General features: G+C 63.9%; 15 protein-coding genes and 1 pseudogene. 7 read left to right on the top strand and 9 right to left on the bottom strand.

Translation table 11 applies throughout. The features are described from left to right. Positions 1-168 precede the first annotated feature (168 nt). Positions 169-2,904: a DNA mismatch repair protein MutS gene (gene mutS, locus IVA74_RS34325; RefSeq protein WP_247351670.1), complete on the top strand. Its 2,736-nt coding sequence runs from the start codon at positions 169-171 to the stop codon at positions 2,902-2,904. A 108-nt stretch (positions 2,905-3,012) separates the two neighbouring features. Here mutS and IVA74_RS34320 read toward each other — a convergent pair whose 3' ends face one another. The 5 genes and pseudogenes from IVA74_RS34320 to IVA74_RS34300 all read right to left on the bottom strand — a co-directional run bounded on the left by IVA74_RS34320 (position 3,013) and on the right by IVA74_RS34300 (position 7,250). Continuing rightward, complete coding sequence (locus tag IVA74_RS34320) at positions 3,013-3,810, bottom strand: hypothetical protein (protein WP_247351669.1); 798 nt, start codon at positions 3,808-3,810, stop codon at positions 3,013-3,015. 61 nt (positions 3,811-3,871) lie between these two features. Beyond that, complete coding sequence (locus tag IVA74_RS34315; RefSeq protein WP_247351667.1) at positions 3,872-4,381, bottom strand: OsmC family protein; 510 nt, start codon at positions 4,379-4,381, stop codon at positions 3,872-3,874. Positions 4,382-4,435: 54 nt separating this feature from the next. Further along, positions 4,436-5,221: an ABC transporter ATP-binding protein gene (locus IVA74_RS34310; RefSeq protein WP_247351665.1), complete on the bottom strand. Its 786-nt coding sequence runs from the start codon at positions 5,219-5,221 to the stop codon at positions 4,436-4,438. Between the two features lie 4 nt (positions 5,222-5,225). Beyond that, complete coding sequence (locus tag IVA74_RS34305; RefSeq protein ID WP_247351664.1) at positions 5,226-6,071, bottom strand: ABC transporter permease; 846 nt, start codon at positions 6,069-6,071, stop codon at positions 5,226-5,228. A 208-nt stretch (positions 6,072-6,279) separates the two neighbouring features. Beyond that, positions 6,280-7,250, bottom strand: a pseudogene (locus IVA74_RS34300) (aliphatic sulfonate ABC transporter substrate-binding protein). 188 nt (positions 7,251-7,438) lie between these two features. Here IVA74_RS34300 and IVA74_RS34295 point away from each other — a divergent pair. After that, positions 7,439-10,228, top strand: a complete 2,790-nt coding sequence (locus tag IVA74_RS34295) for a [protein-PII] uridylyltransferase (protein ID WP_247351662.1) — start codon at positions 7,439-7,441, stop codon at positions 10,226-10,228. 30 nt (positions 10,229-10,258) lie between these two features. Here IVA74_RS34295 and IVA74_RS34290 read toward each other — a convergent pair whose 3' ends face one another. Further along, complete coding sequence (locus IVA74_RS34290; protein ID WP_247351660.1) at positions 10,259-11,161, bottom strand: LysR family transcriptional regulator; 903 nt, start codon at positions 11,159-11,161, stop codon at positions 10,259-10,261. 184 nt (positions 11,162-11,345) lie between these two features. Here IVA74_RS34290 and IVA74_RS34285 point away from each other — a divergent pair, with 184 nt between their 5' ends. Beyond that, positions 11,346-11,714 carry a nuclear transport factor 2 family protein gene (locus IVA74_RS34285; protein WP_247351659.1) on the top strand — a complete coding sequence of 123 codons (369 nt, stop codon included), beginning with the start codon at positions 11,346-11,348 and terminating at the stop codon, positions 11,712-11,714. Between the two features lie 17 nt (positions 11,715-11,731). Here the strand turns inward: IVA74_RS34285 and IVA74_RS34280 are convergent, their stop codons facing one another. Next, entirely contained in the window at positions 11,732-12,262 is a 531-nt protein-coding gene (locus IVA74_RS34280; RefSeq protein WP_247351658.1) for a methylated-DNA--[protein]-cysteine S-methyltransferase, read from the bottom strand. Positions 12,263-12,360: 98 nt separating this feature from the next. Here IVA74_RS34280 and IVA74_RS34275 point away from each other — a divergent pair, with 98 nt between their 5' ends. The 3 genes from IVA74_RS34275 (at position 12,361) to IVA74_RS34265 (ending at position 15,573) form a co-directional block, all read left to right on the top strand. Beyond that, a complete protein-coding gene (locus IVA74_RS34275) occupies positions 12,361-12,717 on the top strand; it encodes a DUF1304 domain-containing protein (protein WP_247351864.1) in 357 nt (118 codons plus the stop codon). 149 nt (positions 12,718-12,866) lie between these two features. After that, entirely contained in the window at positions 12,867-14,108 is a 1,242-nt protein-coding gene (locus tag IVA74_RS34270) for an ABC transporter substrate-binding protein (RefSeq protein WP_247351656.1), read from the top strand. Between the two features lie 238 nt (positions 14,109-14,346). Next, the gene (locus IVA74_RS34265) at positions 14,347-15,573 is read left to right on the top strand and encodes an ABC transporter substrate-binding protein (RefSeq protein ID WP_247351654.1); all 1,227 of its coding nucleotides are present in this window, start codon (positions 14,347-14,349) and stop codon (positions 15,571-15,573) included. 120 nt (positions 15,574-15,693) lie between these two features. Here the strand turns inward: IVA74_RS34265 and IVA74_RS34260 are convergent, their stop codons facing one another. Then, positions 15,694-16,119, bottom strand: coding sequence for a DUF1330 domain-containing protein (locus tag IVA74_RS34260; RefSeq protein WP_247351652.1), 426 nt, complete (start codon positions 16,117-16,119; stop codon positions 15,694-15,696). A gap of 168 nt (positions 16,120-16,287) precedes the next feature. Between IVA74_RS34260 and IVA74_RS34255 the strand changes: the two genes are divergently transcribed. Beyond that, positions 16,288-18,501 (top strand): penicillin-binding protein 1A, encoded by a 2,214-nt coding sequence (locus IVA74_RS34255; RefSeq protein ID WP_247351650.1) that lies wholly within the window; start codon positions 16,288-16,290, stop codon positions 18,499-18,501. Between the two features lie 392 nt (positions 18,502-18,893). Here IVA74_RS34255 and IVA74_RS34250 read toward each other — a convergent pair whose 3' ends face one another. Continuing rightward, on the bottom strand, positions 18,894-19,733 hold the full coding sequence (locus IVA74_RS34250) for a SprT family zinc-dependent metalloprotease (RefSeq protein ID WP_247351648.1): 840 nt from the start codon (positions 19,731-19,733) through the stop codon (positions 18,894-18,896). Between the last annotated feature and the right edge of the window lie 32 nt (positions 19,734-19,765).

The raw sequence follows: 19,765 nt of genomic DNA, 5'->3' as shown, positions 1-19,765 counted from the left end.
CCGGAGTTTTAGGAGGGCGCCCGCGGCAGGTCAATTGACTGATACGCGCGTGTTCCGAGGGGTGCGCACGCCAGCAGCGCATGCCGCGGTGCGGACAACGTGGAAAACCTCCCCGCCCGGGCCAAAGCGATAGGAGCGCGGGGCGAAATTTTGTAGGTTGCGCCGCCCATGACAATGCAACAACCGATCCCTGTACCGCCCCCCGACGAAGCGCCCGCGCCGCAGGCGGAAGCTGCCGCGCGCGTCACGCCGATGATGGAACAGTACCTTGAAATCAAGGCGGCCCATCAGGGCTTGCTGCTGTTCTACCGGATGGGCGACTTTTACGAGCTGTTCTTCGAGGACGCCGAGATCGCCTCCAGGACACTCGGCATCGTGCTGACCAAGCGCGGCAAGCATCAGGGCGCCGATATCCCGATGTGCGGCGTGCCGGTCGAGCGCTCCGAGGATTATCTGCACCGGCTGATCATCGCGGGGCACCGGGTGGCGGTGTGCGAACAGACCGAGGATCCCGCCGCCGCCAAGGCGCGCGGCAACAAGAGCGTCGTGCGCCGCGGCGTGGTGCGCCTGGTCACGCCGGGCACGCTGACCGAGGACACGCTGCTCGACGCACGCGCCAACAACTATCTGATGGCGCTCGCGCGCGCCCGCTCATCGGCGGGCGGTGACCGCTTTGGCCTCGCCTGGATCGATATCTCGACCGCCGAATTCATGGTGACGGAGTGTTCGGGCGGAGAGCTCACCGCGACGCTGGCGCGCATCAATCCGAACGAGGTGATCGTCACCGACGCGCTCTACAACGATAGCGAGCTCGGACAGACCCTGCGCGAGCTGCCGGCGGTGACACCGCTGACCCGTGACGTCTTCGACGGCGCCACGGCCGAGAAACGGCTGTGCGACTATTTTGCCGTCGCGACCATGGACGGACTGGCGCAGCTCTCGCGTCTCGAAGCCACCGCCGCGGCCGCGGCCGTCACCTATGTCGACCGCACCCAGGTCGGCAAGCACCCCCCGCTGTCGCCGCCCGCGCGCGAGGCCTCGGGCGCGACGATGGCGATCGATCCGGCGACGCGCGCCAATCTCGAACTGACGCGGACGCTGGCGGGCGAACGCCGCGGCTCACTGCTCGATGCGATCGACTGCACGGTGACCTCGGCGGGGTCGCGACTGTTGGCGCAGCGGCTGGCCGCGCCGCTGACCGATGCAACGGCGATCGCGCGGCGGCTCGATGCGGTCGGCAGCTTCGTTGCCGACTCTGCCGCGCGCGAGGACATCCGCAGCATTCTGCGCGGTGCGCCCGACATGTCGCGGGCGCTGGCCCGTCTGTCGGTTGGCCGCGGCGGCCCGCGCGATCTCGCCGGCCTGCGCGACGGCATCATCGCCGCCGACCAGGTGCTGACGCGGCTCGGCGAGCTCGATCAGCCGCCGCCGGAGATCGCCGCGGTGATGGCGGCGCTGCAAAGGCCATCGCGCGAGCTCGCGACGGAATTCGCCAAGGCGCTCGACGATCAACTGCCGCTGATCAAGCGCGACGGCGGCTTCGTTCGCCAGGGCTACGAGCCTGCGCTGGACGAAACACGAAACCTGCGCGACGCCTCGCGCCTGGTGGTGGCTTCGATGCAGGCGCGCTACGCCGACAGCACGGGCGTCAAGGGCCTGAAGATCCGGCACAACAATGTGCTCGGCTATTTCGTCGAGGTGACCGCGCAGCACGGCGACAAGCTGATGTCGCCGCCGCTGAACGCGACCTTCATCCACCGCCAGACACTGGCGGGCCAGGTGCGCTTCACCACCTCTGAATTGGGGGAGATCGAAGCCAAGATCGCCAATGCCGGCGATCGTGCGCTCGGCCTCGAGCTCGAGATTTTCGAACAGCTCTGCGCCAAGGCGCTCGACATCAGCGAGGATCTGCGTGCCGCCGCTCACGCCTTTGCGCTGCTCGACGTCGCGACGTCGCTGGCCAAGCTGGCGATCGACGAGAACTATGTGCGGCCCGAGGTGGACTCGTCTCTCGGCTTTGCGATCGAGGCCGGCCGTCACCCCGTGGTCGAGCAGGCCCTAAAGCGTAATGGCGAGCCGTTCATCGCAAATGCCTGCGACCTGTCGCCGGGACCTGCGCAAAAGTCCGGCCAGCTCTGGTTGCTCACCGGTCCCAACATGGCCGGCAAGTCGACCTTCCTGCGCCAGAACGCGTTGATTGCTCTTCTTGCTCAAATCGGAAGTTTCGTGCCGGCGACGCGCGCGCGGATCGGCATTATCGACCGCCTGTTCTCCCGCGTCGGCGCCGCCGACGATCTCGCCCGCGGCCGTTCCACCTTCATGGTGGAGATGGTCGAGACCGCTGCGATCCTGAACCAGGCCGGCGAGCGCGCGCTCGTGATCCTCGACGAGATCGGCCGCGGTACAGCGACCTTCGACGGTCTCTCGATCGCCTGGGCCGCGATCGAGCATCTGCACGAGAGCAACCGCTGCCGCACGCTGTTCGCCACGCATTATCACGAGCTGACCGCGCTATCGGCAAGACTGCCGCGCATGTTCAACGCCACCGTGCGCGTGAAGGAGTGGCAGGGCAATGTCGTGTTCCTGCACGAGGTGCTGCCGGGCTCGGCCGATCGCTCCTACGGCATCCAGGTGGCGAAGCTGGCTGGCCTGCCGCCCGCCGTGATCACGCGCGCGAAATCGGTACTCGCAAAGCTGGAAGCCCAGGACCGCGGCCAGACCGCGCGCGCGCTCGCCGACGATTTGCCGCTGTTCGCGGTGCCCTCGCGCGCCGCGGCGGAAGCTGCGCCGCCGAGCGAAGCCGACCTGCTGATGGAGGCCGTGAAGGCCCTGCACCCGGACGAGATGTCGCCGCGCGAAGCGCTCGATGCGCTGTATGCGTTGAAAGCGAAACTGCCGAAGTAGCGAACGGTCCTTCCGCAACCTTCATTGCGAGCGGAGCGGAGCAATCCAGCATCCCTCTGTGGCGGCAGTCTGGATTGCTTCGTCGCTTCGCTCCTCGCAATGACGAGGCTAGTGCGCCAATCGCTTCCTTCGCCCGGTCCACCACAGCGTCAGATTCCAAACGACGCAGGTGGCGAGCCCCATGCTGAGGCCGATCGCGGAGCCGAAATTGGCGGCGCCGACGTGCAGCACGGCGATCGCCATGCCGAATCCGAGCAAGCCCCAGGCGGAATTGGCGAGCACGGCGGCGGTCGGCGGCCCCCCGATGCGCGGATGCAGGATCACCATGATGCTGGAGAACACGACCGGGTACAGCGCGATGATGCCGCTGATCCTGGGGCCGACCCAGCCCGACGTCGAGACCACGATGGCGACGAGGGTCGCAACCAGCAAAGCGCGCATCGGCACGTCATACCAGCGGCGCGTCACCAGCGGCATTTTCACATGGCGATAGCCCGCGAGTAGCGGAATGCAGATGCTGAACGCGATCAGATTGGCGACGAGCCCGGCGGCGAGCGGCCAGTCGAACTGGCGGATGATCGAGGCCAGCACGATCCAGACCGCGACAGCGCTTCCGCAACTCACCAGAAGACTGTGCCGTTGCGACAGCACGACATAAATGAGGCACATGAAGATCGTGGCAGCATTGACCGGCAGGCTCGACAGCGCGCCCTGCGCGATGAAAGCGGCATCGTGGTCGAGCGCGAGGTAGACGTAGGAGGGACCGGCCGAGATCGGCAGGGTCGCCACCAGCGCTCCGATCACCGGGCCCGAGCGCTCGGTGATAACGGAGGCCGTCACGACGAACGCCGCCGCGATCGCCATGCGCAGGAGAAGGAAGAGAATGAAGTGGAGGTCGGGAGACATTTTTTTCTGTCATTCCGTCCTTGTGCGCAATTGCGCACAAGGCCAGGACGACACTTGTTGATTACATTCGCTGCATCGACACCGAGACTTTCGGGCCGTTCTTGATGGTCTGATAGACCACGCAATAGCGCTCGGTGAGCTTGAGCAGCAGGTCGAGCTTGTCCTGCGGCGCATCGGTGTCGACCTCGAAGCGCAGGCGGATCTCGGCGAAGCCGACCGGGGTCTCCTTGTCGACGCCGAGCGTCCCGCGGAAATCGAGATCGCCCTCGGCGTAAACGTTGCCGGTCTTCAGCGGGATCTCGACCGCGGTCGCGACCGATTTCAGCGTGACGCCGGCGCAGGCGACCAGCGCCTCGAGCAGCATGTCGCCGGAGCAGAGCTCCAGGCCGGAACCGCCGGTCGCGGGATGCAGGCCGGCCATTGCGATGGCGCGGCCGGTCTCGACCTTGCAGGCGATGCCATCGCTATCCGTCGAGCCCTTGGCCTTCAGCGTGATCATCGCGGTCTTGGGATCGGTCTTGTAGCGTTCCTTGATCGGGGCCTGCATCTGGCGCAGTTCTGCGGCGTCCATCTTGTTCTCTCCCGGAAAATACGCCTGCCGATGTACCGGCTCGGAGGCGAATTGTCACCACCACATGGCCTGACCGGGACCCTGCATTGCGTCACGGTCGGGCACACTCCGGTCGAGCGAACGGTCGAGTGACGTCAGCACACTTCGCTTGAAATTCTCGAACAGCGGCGAATTGCGGTCGCGCGGCCGGCCCAGATTGATCTCGATCTGGTCGAACAGCCGGCCCGGCCGCGGCCGCATCACCAGCACGCGGTCAGCCAGCACCACGGCCTCGTCGACGTCATGCGTGACGAGGATGAGCGTCGGCCGCGTATCGGCCCAAAGATCGAGCAGATGATCCTGGAGATCCCTGCGGGTGAAGGCGTCGAGCGCCGAGAACGGCTCGTCGAGCAAGAGCACCTCGGGCTGAGGCACCAGCGCGCGTGCGATCGCGACACGCTGTGCCTGCCCGCCCGAAAGCTCGCGCGGCCAGGCCTGCGCCTTGTCGGCGAGCCCGACACGCTCGAGCGCGCGCGCCACCTTTTCACGCCGCTCAGTCGCGGGCGCATCGGCAAGACCAAAGCCGATATTGTCGGCGACACTGAGCCAGGGCAGCAGCCGCGGCTCCTGGAAGATGATGCCGATCTTGGCATGCGGCGAGGCGATCGCCTCGCTGTCGAGCGTCACGGTACCGGAACTCGTGCGGTCGAGGCCGGCGATGGCGCGCAGCAGCGTGGACTTGCCGCAACCCGAGCCGCCGATGATGGCGACGATCTCGCCTTGCTTGATTTCCGCCGAAAAGCGCGCCAGCGCCTGCACGCCGTTGGGATAGGTCTTGCTGACCCGTTCGAGCGCCAGCATCGCGTTACGCTCCCTTCGTGCGGCCGAAGGCATCCTGCCAGCGCAGGAAGGGCGCGGCCGCGACCTCGATCAGCCAATCCGTGAGCTTGCCGAGGATCGCGAAGATCACGATGGCGGCGAGGATCTGCGCGGGCTTGCCAAGCTGCTGGCCGTCGAGCAGGAGATAGCCGAGGCCTTCGGAGGCGCCGATCAACTCGGCCGCCACCACGAACATCCAGCCCAGGCCGAGACCGACGCGCAAGGACACGATATAGGCCGGCAGCACCGCGGGCAGCAGAATGCGGCGGATCATGGCGGGGCCGGAGAGACGGAAGGTGCGGCCGACCTCGACGATTTTTCGATCGACGATGAGGATCGCGCCCATCACGCCGAGATAGACCGGGAAGAACACGCCGACCGCGATCAGCACGATCTTCGAAGTCTCGAAGATGCCGAGCCAAAGGATGAACAGCGGCACCCAGGCCAGCGAGGGGATCGCGCGCAGCGCCTGAACGGTCGGATCGAGCAGCCGGCGCGCCAGCGACCAATACCCGGAGATAGCCCCGAGCAGCGTGCCCGCGACCACGCCGAACGCAAAGCCAAGACCGACGCGCCACAGCGTCGCGGCGATGTGACGGATCAGCTCGCCGGAGCGGGCGAGATCAGCGATGGTGGCAAAGACGCGCGAGGGGGGCGGCACCAGCCGGCCGTTGGACCAGCCAAACCAGACCACAAGTTCCCAGCCGAGCGCGAGGATCAGCGGCAACAACACACCCAGCATCGGCCGTGCATAACGCAAGATGCGCGACGGCGCGGCGGCGCTCTCGGCCGGTTCCGAGGTTTGTTGCAGGGCTGGCGCGTCGGAGATCATGGCCGTAGGAAGCGCGTCTGGTCGGGGAAAGCAACACTACTATTGCCGCGCCCTCCGCTGCTTTTCCCTTCTCTCCTTGCCGGAGAAGGTGGCGCGAAGTGCCGGATGAGCGGTTCTCTCCGCTCGCAATACCGATCGTGAGGAAAGATACCCTCCCCCGCCTCGCTTCGCGAGGCACCCTCCCCACAAGGGGGAGGGAAAGAGCATCTCAATTCGTCGGCAGCGGGATCTGGTCGTCGATCAGCGCGTCCAGCGTCGCCTTCACGTCGACCTTGGAGTCGACGACGCCGGCCTGTTGCAGGGCGAGGCCCGCGGCGAGGATCGACTCGCGCTGCGGCGCGCCGATGCGGCTGTGGGTGAGCTCGGTGCGCTCCTTGAGCTGCTTGTCGACGACAGGCTCCGGCAGCTTGGTCACGGCGATGAAGGTCTTCTTCAGCTCGTCGTAATTGGCCAGCGAATATTTGCGCGCCTCTTCGTACACCGCGAGCACGCGGCGGGCGGCATCCGGATAGTCCTTCAAGAACTGCTCGCGCACATTGAGGATGCCCAGGTATTGGCGTCGGCGTTGCGGTAGAACAGTTTTGCGCCCTCCTCGACTTCGGCCTGCGCCATCATCGGATCGAGCCCGGCCCACGCATCGACGTCGCCGCGGATCAGCGCGGTCTTGCCGTCAGCATGCTGGAGCAGCACCGGCGTGATGTCTTTTTCGGTGAGGCCTGCGCCAAGCAGCGCGCGCACCAGGAAGATGTGCGGATCTGTACCGCGCGTCACCGCGACACGTTTGCCCTTGAGGTCCGTAACGGTTGCTATCTTGGAATCCTTTGATGTCACCAGCGCCGTCCATTCGGGACGCGAATAGACGTAGATCGATTTGATCGGGTTGCCGTTGATGCGGGCGACCAGCGCCGCCGAGCCGGCGGTCGAGCCGAAATCGATCGAGCCGGCATTGAGGAATTCGAGCGCCTTGTTCGAGCCCGCCGACTGCACCCAGGTGACGGTGATGCCGTCCTTGGCGAACTCCTTCTCCAGGAGGCCCTTCTGCTTCAGGACCATCGACACGGGATTATAGGTCGCCCAGTCGATACGGATTTCCTTGAGCGGATCCGCCGCCCGCGCCGCGGGGCTCACAGCAAGAGCCACCGCTCCGGCCAACAGTATGCGTCGTGTAATCCCAGTCATGCCCAGCCTCCTCCAAAACTTCATTGTTTTTCAATGAGTTATATCTAGAGGTCAACGAGAAAATCCGCCCCTTGAAAGTGCGCCGGCCGAGAACAGTTTTGCCCAAAATCGTACCTTTCCAGCATGGAACGACTATTGCCAGAGAATGGCGGGTGACAGCGCCTGCGGCCTCTTATATCCGGTGAGACATGGACAGCGTCGCAACTGAGCACAAGGCCGAGGTGGACGATCGCTTCGACACCGCGCGGATCACCGCCGCGGTCGATGCGCTCGCCGAGAGACACCAGGGACGTGAGGACGCATTCCGCACGGCCATGGCGCAACTGCTCAAGGCCGAGCTGATCTCGGCGCGCGCCGCGGCACAAACGATCTTGCTGAAGGACCGGCACGGCCGGCGCTGCGCCGAGCGGCTGTGCCACGTGCAGGACGAGATCATCCGCATCCTGTATTCGGCCGCGACCCGCCACCTCTACCGCTCGCCGATCCCAAGCGGCGCCGAGCGCATGGCAGTGGTGGCGACCGGGGGCTATGGCCGCGGCCTGATGGCCCCCGAGTCCGACATCGATCTCTTGTTCATCCTGCCCTACAAGCAGACAGCCTGGGGCGAGCAGGTCGCCGAAGCCATCCTCTACTGCCTGTGGGACATGGGGCTGAAGGTCGGTCACGCCACGCGCTCGGTCGACGAATCGATCCGGCAGGCGCGCGGCGACATGACCATCCGCACCGCGATCCTGGAGACGCGCTTCCTGACCGGCGACAAGCCGCTCTATGAAGAGCTGGTCGCCCGCTTCGACAAGGAAGTCGTTCAAGGCACCGCGTCCGAATTCGTCACCGCAAAGCTCGCCGAGCGCGAGGAGCGGCACCGGCGCGGCGGCCAGTCGCGCTATCTGGTCGAGCCCAACGTCAAGGACGGCAAGGGCGCGCTCCGCGACCTGCACACGCTGTTCTGGATCGCCAAATACGTCTATCGCGTGCGCGACACCAACGAGCTGGTCGAGCGCGGCGTATTCGACGCGCAGGAATACCGCACCTTCCGCCGCTGCGCCGACTTCCTCTGGTCGGTACGCTGCAACCTGCATTTCTATTCGGGACGGCCAGAGGAGCGGCTGTCGTTCGATCTCCAGCGCGAGATCGCGGTTCGGCTCGGCTATACCTCGCATCCCGGCATGCAGGACGTCGAACGCTTCATGAAGCACTACTTCCTGGTCGCCAAGGAAGTCGGTAACCTCACCGCCATCCTCTGCGCCAAGCTCGAGGACCAGCAGGCCAAGCCCGCGCCGGTGCTGAGCCGGATGATGGCGCGGCTGCGCCCGACTCCGGTGAAGCGGCGCGTGCCTGACAGCGACGACTTCATCGTCGACAACAACCGCATCAATGTCGCCGCGCCCGACGTGTTCAAGCACGATCCGGTCAATTTGATCCGCATCTTCCGCCTTGCGCAGAAGAATAACCTCGCCTTCCACCCGGACGCGATGCGCGACGTGACGCGCTCGCTCGGCCTGATCAACGCGCAGATGCGCGAGAATCCCGAGGCCAACCGGCTGTTCATGGAGATCCTGACGTCCGACAACGCGGAAATCGTGCTGCGGCGTATGAACGAGACCGGCGTGCTCGGCCATTTCATCCGCGCCTTCGGCAAGATCGTCTCGATGATGCAGTTCAACATGTATCATCACTACACCGTCGACGAACATCTGATCCGCTGCGTCGGCTTCCTCCAGGACATCGAGCGCGGCGGCCTCGACGAATTCACGCTTGCGAGCGACCTGATGCGCAAGATCCGGCCTGAGCACCGCGCCGTGATCTATATCGTGACGCTGCTGCACGACATCGCCAAGGGTCGGCCGGAGGATCACTCGATCGCCGGCGCCAAGGTGGCGCGACGGCTGTGCCCGCGGCTCGGCTTCAGCGCGGCCGACACCGAGCTCGTGGCCTGGCTGATCGAGGAGCATCTGACGATGTCGACGGTCGCGCAGTCGCGCGACCTCTCCGACCGCAAGACCATCGAGAATTTCGCCGCCGTGGTGCAGTCGGTCGAGCAGATGAAGCTGCTGACGATCCTGACCACCGCCGATATCCGCGGCGTCGGTCCGGGCGTGTGGAACGGCTGGAAGGCGCAGCTGCTCCGCTCGCTATACTACGAGACCGAGCCGGTGCTGACGGGCGGCTTCTCGGAAGTCGACCGGGGAAAACGCCTCTCGGCCGCCTACGCCGAATTCCGCATGGCCTTTGCCGAGTGGCCGGCGGAGGAGCTCGATGCCTATATCGGCCGGCACTATCCAGCCTATTGGCTCAAGGTCGAGCTGCCGCGAAAAATCCGCCACGCCCGCTTCGTCCGCTCCAGCGAGCAGGCCGGCCACAAGCTCGCGATCAATGTCGGCTTCGACGAGGTGCGCGGCGTCACAGAGCTGACGATCTTCGCCGCCGACCATCCCTGGCTGCTCTCGATCATCGCCGGCGCGTGCGCCTCGGCCGGCGCCAACATCGTCGATGCCCAGATCTACACCACGACCGACGGCCGCGCGCTCGATACGATCTCGATCTCGCGGGAATACGACCGTGACGAGGACGAGGGACGCCGCGCGACCCGCATCGGCGAGATGATCGAGGACGTGCTGGAAGGCAAGCTGCGCCTGCCGGAAGTGGTGGCGCGGCGCACCGTGCGCAGCAAGGCGCGCCCGTTCGTGGTCGAGCCGGAAGTGACCATCAACAACCAATGGTCCGACCGCTACACGGTGATCGAGATGTCCGGCCTCGACCGTCCCGGCCTGCTCTATGAGCTGACCACCGCGATCTCGAAGCTCAATCTCAACATTGCGTCTGCCCATGTCGCGACCTTCGGCGAGCGTGCCCGCGACGTGTTCTACGTCACCGACCTCCTGGGCGCACAGATCAGCGCGCCGACACGCCAGGCCGCGATCAAGAGCGCGCTGATCCACGTGATGGCCGGCGACAAGGCGGCTCAGCCCGCGGCGTAACTTTCCCAAACGGATTCTGAGCCTTTCCAATCATCGCGCCGCCTTTTGTTCAGAGAGTCGTAGCGCGTTCACCAGCGCAGACAGCGCGACTGGTTGATGCTGACGACTGGGGTAATACATGAAGAAGCCGGGAATTGGCGGCGTCCAATCCTCCAGCACGCGAACAAGGCGGCGCTTCGCAACATATTCGGCGACCTGATCTTCATAGGCGAGCCCGACACCAACTCCAGCGAGCGCCGCCTGAATCACCAGATGAGTATCGTCAATGATGAGCGGGCCGTTGACGTTGATCGTGACCGACTTTCGTCCCTGCTCAAACTCCCATCGATATGGACCGCCCGCAAGACGCAAGGTAATACACCGATGATCGTTGAGATCCTTTGGCTTTTTGGGGATGTGTCGTGAAGCGAAATAGCGTGGCGACCCGACTACCGCCAATCGCAGTTCGGGCGTGACACGAACCGCGATCATGTCCTTTTGAATGTACTCGCCAAGCTGAATACCGGCATCGAACTCGCCTGCAACAAGGTCCACGGGGCCAGTGACGGTGACAACGTCCAGAACGATGTCAGGGTAGGCCTCAGCGAAAGCTCGGAGCCGCGGTAACAATACCATCACGGCAGCTGATCGTGACATTACGATTCGAAGGCGACCTTCGGGTCGGCGCCGAACGCTTCGGGCTTTGTCGAGGGCATGGCGAATTTGCTCAAGTGCCGGAGACAAGTCTTCCAGAAGAGCCGCCCCCGCAGCGGTTGGTGCAACGCTCTTGGTTGTTCGAGCGAGCAGCTGCAGCTCAAGCCGCTGCTCAAGCCTCCTTATTGTGTGGCTCAAGGCAGACTGAGACACACCTAGCTTAATCGCAGCGCGTGTGAAGCTTCGTTCACCGGCCACGACTGCAAACGCAGCGAGTTCGTTCATTTCGTTGGTCATCATTTATGAATATCGCGCACAAGCCTATGCCATACAAGACGTCTAGTCTCATAAGCTACCCTGCCGTAGCTTGAGCGAGCAAGAAGGCGAACTGCAGTGCTTTTCCGCACATGAGGCCTGGTTGACGCTCGGCGCAGTTGGCCGATCCGCACGAATGAGTTCGGTGTAAAAGCCTTGAGGATGACAAATGGATATGGACGTTCCCGCCCTGCGCTCCCTTGCGCAGACCTATTTCGATGCTGCCTATGAAATGGATGCCGAGAAATTTGCATCCATATTTCACCCCTCGAGTTCAGTGACGAAGGTCGCCGAGGACGGCAACGTGGGCGTGACGCCGATTGCGACCTGGCTGGCAGCGGTTCGCAACATGAAAGCTCCGAAGCAACAGGGCTTCGAGCGAGATGATCAGATCCTGTCAATCGATGTTGAAAGGGAGCTCGCGCTCTTGAAGGTGAAATTTCAGATTCCGCCGCGTTCCTTCACGGACCTGTTGTCATGCTTAAAGGTGAACGGCACCTGGAAAATCGCGCAGAAAGTGATGACGTCGAAAATCTGATGGATTTGGTTGCACTCTCAGACCTCCACCCCCTCGTGCCGCAGCAGCCAGCGCTTGCGCTCGAGGCCGCCGCCATACTTCACCAGCGAACCATTTGCGCCGATCAGGCGATGACACGGCAGCACAACGCTGATCGGGTTGGAGCCGTTGGCATGGCCGACGGCGCGAATGGCTTTGGGCATGTCGATCCCGGCGGCGAGCGCGCCGTAACTCATCGTGGTGCCGGCAGGAATGTTCGCAAGCGCGTTCCAGACCTTCTGCTGGAACGGCGTGCCGGCGACGCGCCATGCGATGCCTGAGAGCTGGCCGAAATCGCCTTCGAAATAGCCCGTCAGTGCAGTCCGCATCTCCGGCGGCGCAGGCTGGTCACTCAGCTCCACCGCACCGTAATGCAGGCGCAACAGGTCGCGCATGCGGTGCTCGTAGTCTTCCCAGTCGAGCGCGCGCAAGGCGCCCGCGGCGTCGGTGACCAGCAGGGCGATCCCGATCGGCGTCGCCAGACGATCGAGGCCGAAGCTTACAGACAGTGTGGTCGGTCGCGCGGGCATTTGCGGCACCATTGCATCGAAACACGCCATCGCACTTGCCACGCCGGCCGTGCTAACGTCCACCCGAAAGCTGACGCTTGGGGGAGCTCAACTTGATCCTGATCGCGAATATTCTGGTGGCGCTGGTTGCCGCACTGCACGCTTACTTCCTGATTTTGGAGATGTTTCTCTGGGACAAGCCGCAAGGCTTGAAGGTCTTCCGCAACACGCCGGAGAAGGCAGCGATCACAAAGGTGCTGGCTGCGAACCAGGGGCCCTATAATGGTTTCCTGGCCGCTGGCCTGGTCTGGGGTCTGGTGCACGGCAATCCGGCTTTCGCGTTCCAGATCAAGGCGTTCTTCCTGCTCTGCGTGATCCTGGCCGGCGCTTATGGCGCGGCGACCGTCAGCACGCGCATCCTGATGATGCAGGCGCTGCCGGCCACGATCGCGCTGGTGGCGCTGTTCCTCGCCTAAAGCCCGCTGGCCTGAGACGCTTCGGCACAGCGCCGCGATCCTTGCGCGCCGGCGAACGTTCCTCCACAATCTTCGGCAGCGATGGCGACCGTTGCAATCAACGGAAAAAGACCATCGGCCGAAAATTCCGTCAGGAGGAACGACCCGATATGACCAATCGCAGAGCCCTCATAACGACCACGGCCGCGCTCGCCTTCGCGTTCTCCGTCAGCCAGGCCTTCGTAAGTCAGGCCCACGCCCAGAAGAAATACGACACGGGGGCGACCGATACCGAAATCAAGATCGGCCAGACCGTGCCGTTCTCCGGCGCCTATTCCGTCTACGCCAATATCGGCAAGACCCAGGCCGCCTATTTCAAGATGATCAACGATCAGGGCGGCATCAACGGCCGCAAGATCAATCTGATCCAGTATGACGACGCCTATTCGCCGCCGAAGACCGTCGAGCAGGTGCGCAAGCTCGTCGAAGGCGACGAGGTGCTCTTCACCTTCCAGATCATCGGCACCGCGGCAAACGCCGCCGTGCAAAAATATCTCAACGGCAAGAAGATCCCGCAGCTGCTGGCCTCCACCGGCGCCGCGCGCTTCAACGATCCCCAGAACTATCCCTGGACCATCGCCTACAATCCCAACTATGTGTCCGAGGGACGCATCTACGCAAAGTATATTCTCAAGGAACATCCGAATGCCAAGATCGGCGTGCTCTACCAGAACGACGACATGGGCCGCGACTATCTTGCGGGCCTGAAGAGCGGGCTCGGCGACAAGGCCGCCGGCATGATCATCGGTGAGGTGTCCTACGAGGTGACCGACCCGACCGTGGACTCCCAAGTGGTCAAGCTCAAATCGCTCGGCGCCGATCTCTTGTACGATGCGTCGACACCGAAGTTCGCGGCGCAGGCCATCAAGAAGGTCGCGGAGCTCGGCTGGACGCCGGTGCACATTCTCGACATCAATGCGAGCCCGATCTCGGCGACGCTGAAGCCGGCCGGCCTCGACATCTCCAAGGGCATCATCTCGACCCAATATGGCAAGGAGCCCAGCGATCCGCAGTGGAAGGACGATCCGGGCGTGAAGGCATTCTTCGCCTTCATGGACAAGTATTTCCCTGAAGGCGACAAGCTCAACACCGTCAACACCTACGCCTATTCGGTGGCCGAACTGCTGACGCAAGTGCTGAAGCAGTGCGGCGACGACCTGTCACGCGAGAACGTCATGAGGCAGGTCGCCAACATCAAGGACTTCACGCCCAGCTTCGCGCTGCCCGGCATCAAGATCAACACCGGGCCGAACGACTACCGCGTCAACAAGCAGATGCAGATGATGAAGTTCAACGGCGAACGCTGGGAGCTGTTCGGACCGATCATCGAGGACAACGGCACGGCGGGTTAGATCGACTCGTCGCTTAGGCGACAGCACACGCTCTCTCGCTCCCTCCCCCCTTGCGGCGCCCCGCAAGGGGAGGGAGCGCTGCGGAGTGCGCAGATAAATTGGTGCGCATACTTTAGCGCCCCTACGAACTGCTGGCGCGGCCCACCTTGCGTTGCAGCAACGCCTCCTCCACACTCGCCCTCAGCGGTGACATCCAGCAGGATCGATCACCTGCAATAACAAACCGAGGAAATTGCGAATGAGGAACGGAATTCTGCATCTGGCCACGGCAACGGCGCTGACTTTGGCGCTGTCGGTCGCTGCGGCCCATGCCCAGAAAAAATATGATCCGGGCGCCAGTGACACCGAGATCAAGGTCGGTCAGACGATGCCGTTTTCGGGACCGGCGTCGGCCTATTCGTCGATCGGCAAGACCCAGGCTGCCTATTTCAAGATGATCAACGACCAGGGCGGCATCAACGGCCGCAAGATCAATCTGATCCAGTATGACGACGCCTATTCGCCGCCGAAAGCCGTGGAGCAGATTCGCAAGCTCGTCGAAAGCGACGAGGTGCTCCTGACCTTCCAGATCATCGGCACGCCCGTGAACGCAGCCGTGCAGAAATATCTCAATTCCAAGAAGGTACCGCAACTGTTCGCGGCGACCGGCGCCTCGAGGTTCACCGATCCGAAGAACTTTCCCTGGACGATGGGCTACAATCCAAACTACTTCGTCGAAGGCCGCATTTACGGACAGTACATCCTGAAGGAATATCCGAACGCCAAGATCGGCGTGCTCTATCAGAACGACGACCTCGGCAAGGACTATCTGAACGGCATCAAGGCCGGCCTTGGCGACAAGGCCGCCAAGATGATTGTGACCGAAGCGTCCTACGAAGTTTCCGATCCCACGGTCGACTCGCAGGTCCTCAAGATCAAGGACGCCGGCGCCGACCTGTTCTTCAGCGCCACCACGCCCAAGCAGGCGGCGCAGGCGATCAAGAAGATCGCCGAGATGGGCTGGCATCCGGTGCAGATCGTCGACATCAACGCCACTTCGGTCGGCGCGGTGCTGAAGCCGGCCGGCCTCGATGCCGCCAAGGACCTGATCAGCGTCAACTACGGCAAGGAACCGCTCGACCCGAAATGGAAGGACGATTCCGGCATGAAGAAGTATTTCGACTTCATGGCCAAGTACTATCCGGACGGCGACAAGGACTCGAACTTCAATACCTACGGCTACGGCACCGCTCAGCTGCTGGTCCATGTGCTGAAGCAGTGCGGTGACGATCTGACGCGCGAGAACGTCATGAAGCAAGCCGCTTCACTGAAGGACGTCACCAGCGACATCGCGCTGCCGGGCATCAAGGCCAACACCTCGGCCACCGACTACCGCGTCAACAAGCAGCTTCAGATGATGAAGTTCAACGGCGAGCGCTGGGAACTGTTCGGACCGATCCTGGAGGATGCGGGTCCGGCGGGTTAGTTCTCGACTGGAATTGCTTCAACCTCCCGGCCATCCACGTTCTTGGAGCAAGCAGGTAAGGCGTGGATGGCCGGGCCAAGCCCGGCCACGACGCTGGGGAAGGGAGTCCGCCCACGCCACTCAGGTCGGTATCTCGCCAAAATTCTTTCCCACGGGCAGCACCGCGTGCCGAATGAGCCGTGAATCCTCCACCGCGGCCTGCCTGTGCTTCACCGCTTCTCGATAGACGGGATCGCGGATCATCTCGACGAAGGCTGAGACGCTCGGATACTCCGCGATGAAGCAATGGTCCCAGCGCTCGGCCTCGGGGCCGATCAGCATCAGTTCGAATTTGCCTTGCCAGATAATGCGGCCACCGAGGCGCTCGAACACCGGGCCGCTTTCGCGGCCGTAGGCCGCATAGGCTTCCGCGCCGCTCGCCTTGCGGCCATCCGGATAGGCCGCCTCTTTGCGCAAGCGCACCAGGTTCAGCATGTGGATCGGGCCGGGGCGGTCATTGTCCCGGAATTGCGCGAAAATCTCCTTGGTCGGATCGATGTGGCCCATCTGAGCTCCCTCTTGTTTCAGGCCGGCGATCCTAGCTCTGCCGTCCGACCAACGGAACTGCGGCCGGCGAATGCCGCACCTCCTAATCGCGCGTTAACGTCCGGGTAACCGGGCCTTAAACAGCGGCCGCTAGCGTGCGGCGGGGCGGGCTGACTGGGCGTTTTGCGTATGGGGTTGGGAAAGAAAAAGGGTGGGCGGAAGGAGCCGTTGTTCGGCTTGCCCGCGGCGCTCGCCGACCTGCGCCTGACCGCAGCGGACCGCGTCCCCGGCGGCGATGACAAGCCGAAGAAATCAACGAAATCATCCGCCAAGCGCAAGAGCGACGATACCGGCGACGAGTCGCCGCGCGAGCGGAAGGCCCCGGCCGGCCGCGGCAGTGCCAAGCGGCGATCGAAGTCGCGCATCGGCGCTGGTCTCGGCCGCCTGGTCTATTGGGGCGCGGTGCTGGGCCTGTGGGGCGCGATCGCCGTGGTCGGCGTCGTGATCTATGTCGGCGCCCATCTGCCGCCGATCCAGTCGCTGGAAATCCCCAAGCGGCCGCCGACGATCCAGATCGTCGGCATCGACGGCAGCATGCTGGCGCAGCGCGGCGAGATGGCCGGTGCCAACGTCTCGCTGAAGGATCTGCCGCAATATCTGCCCAAGGCGTTCATCGCCATCGAGGACCGCCGCTTCTACTCGCATTTCGGCATTGATCCCGTAGGCATCCTGCGCGCGCTCGTCACCAACGTCATGCATCGCGGCGTGTCGCAGGGCGGCTCGACGCTGACGCAGCAACTGGCGAAAAACCTGTTCCTGACCCAGGAGCGCACCATGCAGCGCAAGCTGCAGGAAGCGGAGCTCGCGATCTGGCTGGAGCGCAAGCATTCCAAGAACGAGATCTTGGAGCTCTATCTCAACCGCGTCTATTTCGGCTCCGGCGCCTATGGCGTCGAGGCCGCCGCGCAGCGATACTTCGGTAAGTCGGCCAAGAACGTCACCGTCGCGGAAGCCGCGATGCTGGCCGGCCTCGTCAAATCGCCATCGCGGCTGGCGCCAAACCGCAACCCCGAGGGCGCGGAAGCGCGCGCGAAAATCGTGCTCACGGCGATGGCGGATGCCAAATTCATCACCGATGCGCAGGCGCAGGCTTCGATCGGCCACCCTTCCTACAATGTGAAGCCGGTCGGCGCCGGCACGGTCAATTACGTCGCCGACTGGATCGGCGAGGTGCTGGACGATCTGGTCGGCCAGATCGACGAGAGCATCAAGGTCGAGACCACGATCGACCCAAAGCTTCAGAGCGTGGCCGAAGCTGCCATCATCGACGAGCTCGCGGCCAAGAGCGTGAAGTTCAATGTCAGCCAGGGCGCGCTGGTGGCGATGACGCCTGACGGCGCCGTGCGCGCCATGGTCGGCGGGCGGAACTATTCCGAAAGCCAGTACAACCGCGCGGTCACCGCCAAGCGGCAGCCGGGCTCCTCGTTCAAGCCTTTCGTGTACCTCACCGCGCTCGAGCAGGGGCTGACGCCCGACACGATCCGCCAGGACGCACCGATTGAGGTCAAGGGCTGGAGACCCGAGAACTACACGCATGAATATTTCGGCGCGGTGACGCTGACGCAGGCGCTCGCGATGTCACTCAACACGGTCGCCATCCGCCTCGGCCTCGAGGTCGGGCCGAAGAACGTGGTGCGCACCGCGCACCGGCTCGGCATCTCCTCGAAACTTGAGCCCAACGCCTCGATCGCACTCGGCACCTCCGAGGTCTCCGTGGTCGAGCTGGTCGGCGCCTATGCGCCCTTCGCCAATGGCGGCCTGGCGGTGACGCCGCATGTTGTCACGCGGATCAGGACGCTGGGTGGCAAGCTGCTCTACATGCGCCAGACGGAAGAGCGTAGTCAGGTCATCGACCCCCGCTATGTCGGCATGATGAACTCGATGATGCGGGAAACGCTGATCAGCGGCACCGCCAAGAAAGCAGAGATCCCGGGCTGGCCGGCAGCAGGCAAGACCGGCACCAGCCAGGATTACCGCGACGCCTGGTTCATCGGCTACACCGCCAACCTCGTCACCGGCGTATGGCTGGGTAATGACGACAACTCGCCGACCAAGAAGGCGACAGGCGGCGGCCTGCCGGTGGAAGTCTGGTCGCGCTTCATGAAGACGGCGCATGAGGGCGTGCCGGTGGCAGCCTTGCCGAATTCGCAAGCGACCTGGGGCCTGTCGAACCTCGCGCAGGCGACGTCGCAGGTGTCGCCGCCAACAGCGGCAGCGCCCGCACCGGCACAGGCCAGCAACGGCAGCTATCGTCCGCCCCCCACGCGCGCCAATGCGCGGCCGGAAGCAGCCGCAGGGCTCGACGGCTGGCTGATGGACCGGTTGTTCGGCGGAAATCGGTAGCTTCGGCCTGAGGTCCTTGTGACCTCAAAACAAAAACTGCGAAAACAACCCCATGCACAGTAGCCGGCCATGTCCGGCGCGATGCGCGGTGGATGATGCGAAGGCTTTGATGCGATGGGGAAAATCGAGCGCGCGGCGCGCGCCGTCGCTGCGTGGGGCGAGAGTCGCGTAAAACGCGCTGAGATCATCGCATTCTCAACTGTCATTCCCCGCGACCCGGCTACGCCAAGGCTTCGCCGAGGTGAGGTCCCGGGGCGCCGAAGCTTTTAGCGTAGGCGGCAGGCGGGGAATCCAGTACGCCGCGGCCTCTCGGTTCAATAACAACCGCCTCGGAATACTGGATCGCCCGCTTTCGCGGGCGATGACAGCATCAGGTGGAGTAGCAGCGCGCCCTAATCCTCGACCCCATACCGGTGCAGATCATTGCCGTACGTATCGAGCCACTTCTTGGCGCGCTCCATCGACGGGCAAGCCTTTCCGCAGACGCGCCAGAATCGCGCCGAGTGGTTCATCTCGACGAGATGGGCGACCTCGTGGGCGGCGAGATAGTCGAGCACGTAGGGCGGCGCCAGGATCAGGCGCCAGGAGAACGACAGCGAGCCGGCCGAGGTGCAGGAACCCCACCGACTCGATTGATCGCGGATCGAGAGCCGCTTCACCTTGACGCCAAGCTGGACGGCATAGGCTTCCGACGAGCGCTGAAGATCGCGGCGCGCCTCCCGCTTGAGGAAGTCGCTGACGCGGCGATCGGCATGCTCGGCGCCACCGGCGACGCAGAGAATGCGTTCACCGCTATCGCGCACTTCTGCCCACACCGTACCGCGCGTGCCGGCGCGATGAACGATGCGATGGGGCACGCCCCGAAGCGGTATCACTGTGCCAGGCTGGAACGGCGCGGCCTTCGGCAAACGGCCGAGACGTGCCGCGATCCACGCGCCGTGCCGCTGCGCAAAATCTTTCGCTTCGGCGAGCGTGCCGCGCGGCGGCATGGTGAGGATGGCTTCGCGATCGCTCGGATGAATTCTGAGCGTGTAACGGCGCGCGCGGCGGTGCCGTCGCAGCCGAATCGCAAAAAATTGCGACCCATGGGTGATCAGGAGGGTCTTCGGTTCGTGGGGCCGCCGATAGAGGAGTGCGCGAGTGGCCATGTCTGTCAGTCCGGGGGGCAGGAGGGCGCCCGGATTCTGCCATAACCGCCGCCAGGGAAAGCGCTCGGCGCAAAAACAAATCATTTGCCCAATATACAGCGGTCTGGCGTCCGGGA

Origin of the sequence: Bradyrhizobium sp. 132 (assembly GCF_023074185.1) — a bacterium.
Classification (GTDB): Bacteria; Pseudomonadota; Alphaproteobacteria; order Rhizobiales; family Xanthobacteraceae; genus Bradyrhizobium.
Note: the sequence above shows the minus strand (reverse complement) of the source record. Positions and strands in the feature narration are given on the sequence as shown.

Bases quoted from the DNA above. Each gene is read 5' to 3' on its own strand.
- mutS (WP_247351670.1), top strand. From the start codon at position 169: ATGACAATGCAACAACCGATCCCTGTACCGCCCCCCGACGAAGCGCCC.
- IVA74_RS34320 (WP_247351669.1), bottom strand. From the start codon at position 3,810: ATGTCTCCCGACCTCCACTTCATTCTCTTCCTTCTCCTGCGCATGGCG.
- IVA74_RS34315 (WP_247351667.1), bottom strand. From the start codon at position 4,381: ATGGACGCCGCAGAACTGCGCCAGATGCAGGCCCCGATCAAGGAACGC.
- IVA74_RS34310 (WP_247351665.1), bottom strand. From the start codon at position 5,221: ATGCTGGCGCTCGAACGGGTCAGCAAGACCTATCCCAACGGCGTGCAG.
- IVA74_RS34305 (WP_247351664.1), bottom strand. From the start codon at position 6,071: ATGATCTCCGACGCGCCAGCCCTGCAACAAACCTCGGAACCGGCCGAG.
- IVA74_RS34295 (WP_247351662.1), top strand. From the start codon at position 7,439: ATGGACAGCGTCGCAACTGAGCACAAGGCCGAGGTGGACGATCGCTTC.
- IVA74_RS34290 (WP_247351660.1), bottom strand. From the start codon at position 11,161: ATGATGACCAACGAAATGAACGAACTCGCTGCGTTTGCAGTCGTGGCC.
- IVA74_RS34285 (WP_247351659.1), top strand. From the start codon at position 11,346: ATGGATATGGACGTTCCCGCCCTGCGCTCCCTTGCGCAGACCTATTTC.
- IVA74_RS34280 (WP_247351658.1), bottom strand. From the start codon at position 12,262: ATGCCCGCGCGACCGACCACACTGTCTGTAAGCTTCGGCCTCGATCGT.
- IVA74_RS34270 (WP_247351656.1), top strand. From the start codon at position 12,867: ATGACCAATCGCAGAGCCCTCATAACGACCACGGCCGCGCTCGCCTTC.
- IVA74_RS34265 (WP_247351654.1), top strand. From the start codon at position 14,347: ATGAGGAACGGAATTCTGCATCTGGCCACGGCAACGGCGCTGACTTTG.
- IVA74_RS34260 (WP_247351652.1), bottom strand. From the start codon at position 16,119: ATGGGCCACATCGATCCGACCAAGGAGATTTTCGCGCAATTCCGGGAC.
- IVA74_RS34255 (WP_247351650.1), top strand. From the start codon at position 16,288: ATGGGGTTGGGAAAGAAAAAGGGTGGGCGGAAGGAGCCGTTGTTCGGC.
- IVA74_RS34250 (WP_247351648.1), bottom strand. From the start codon at position 19,733: ATGATTTGTTTTTGCGCCGAGCGCTTTCCCTGGCGGCGGTTATGGCAG.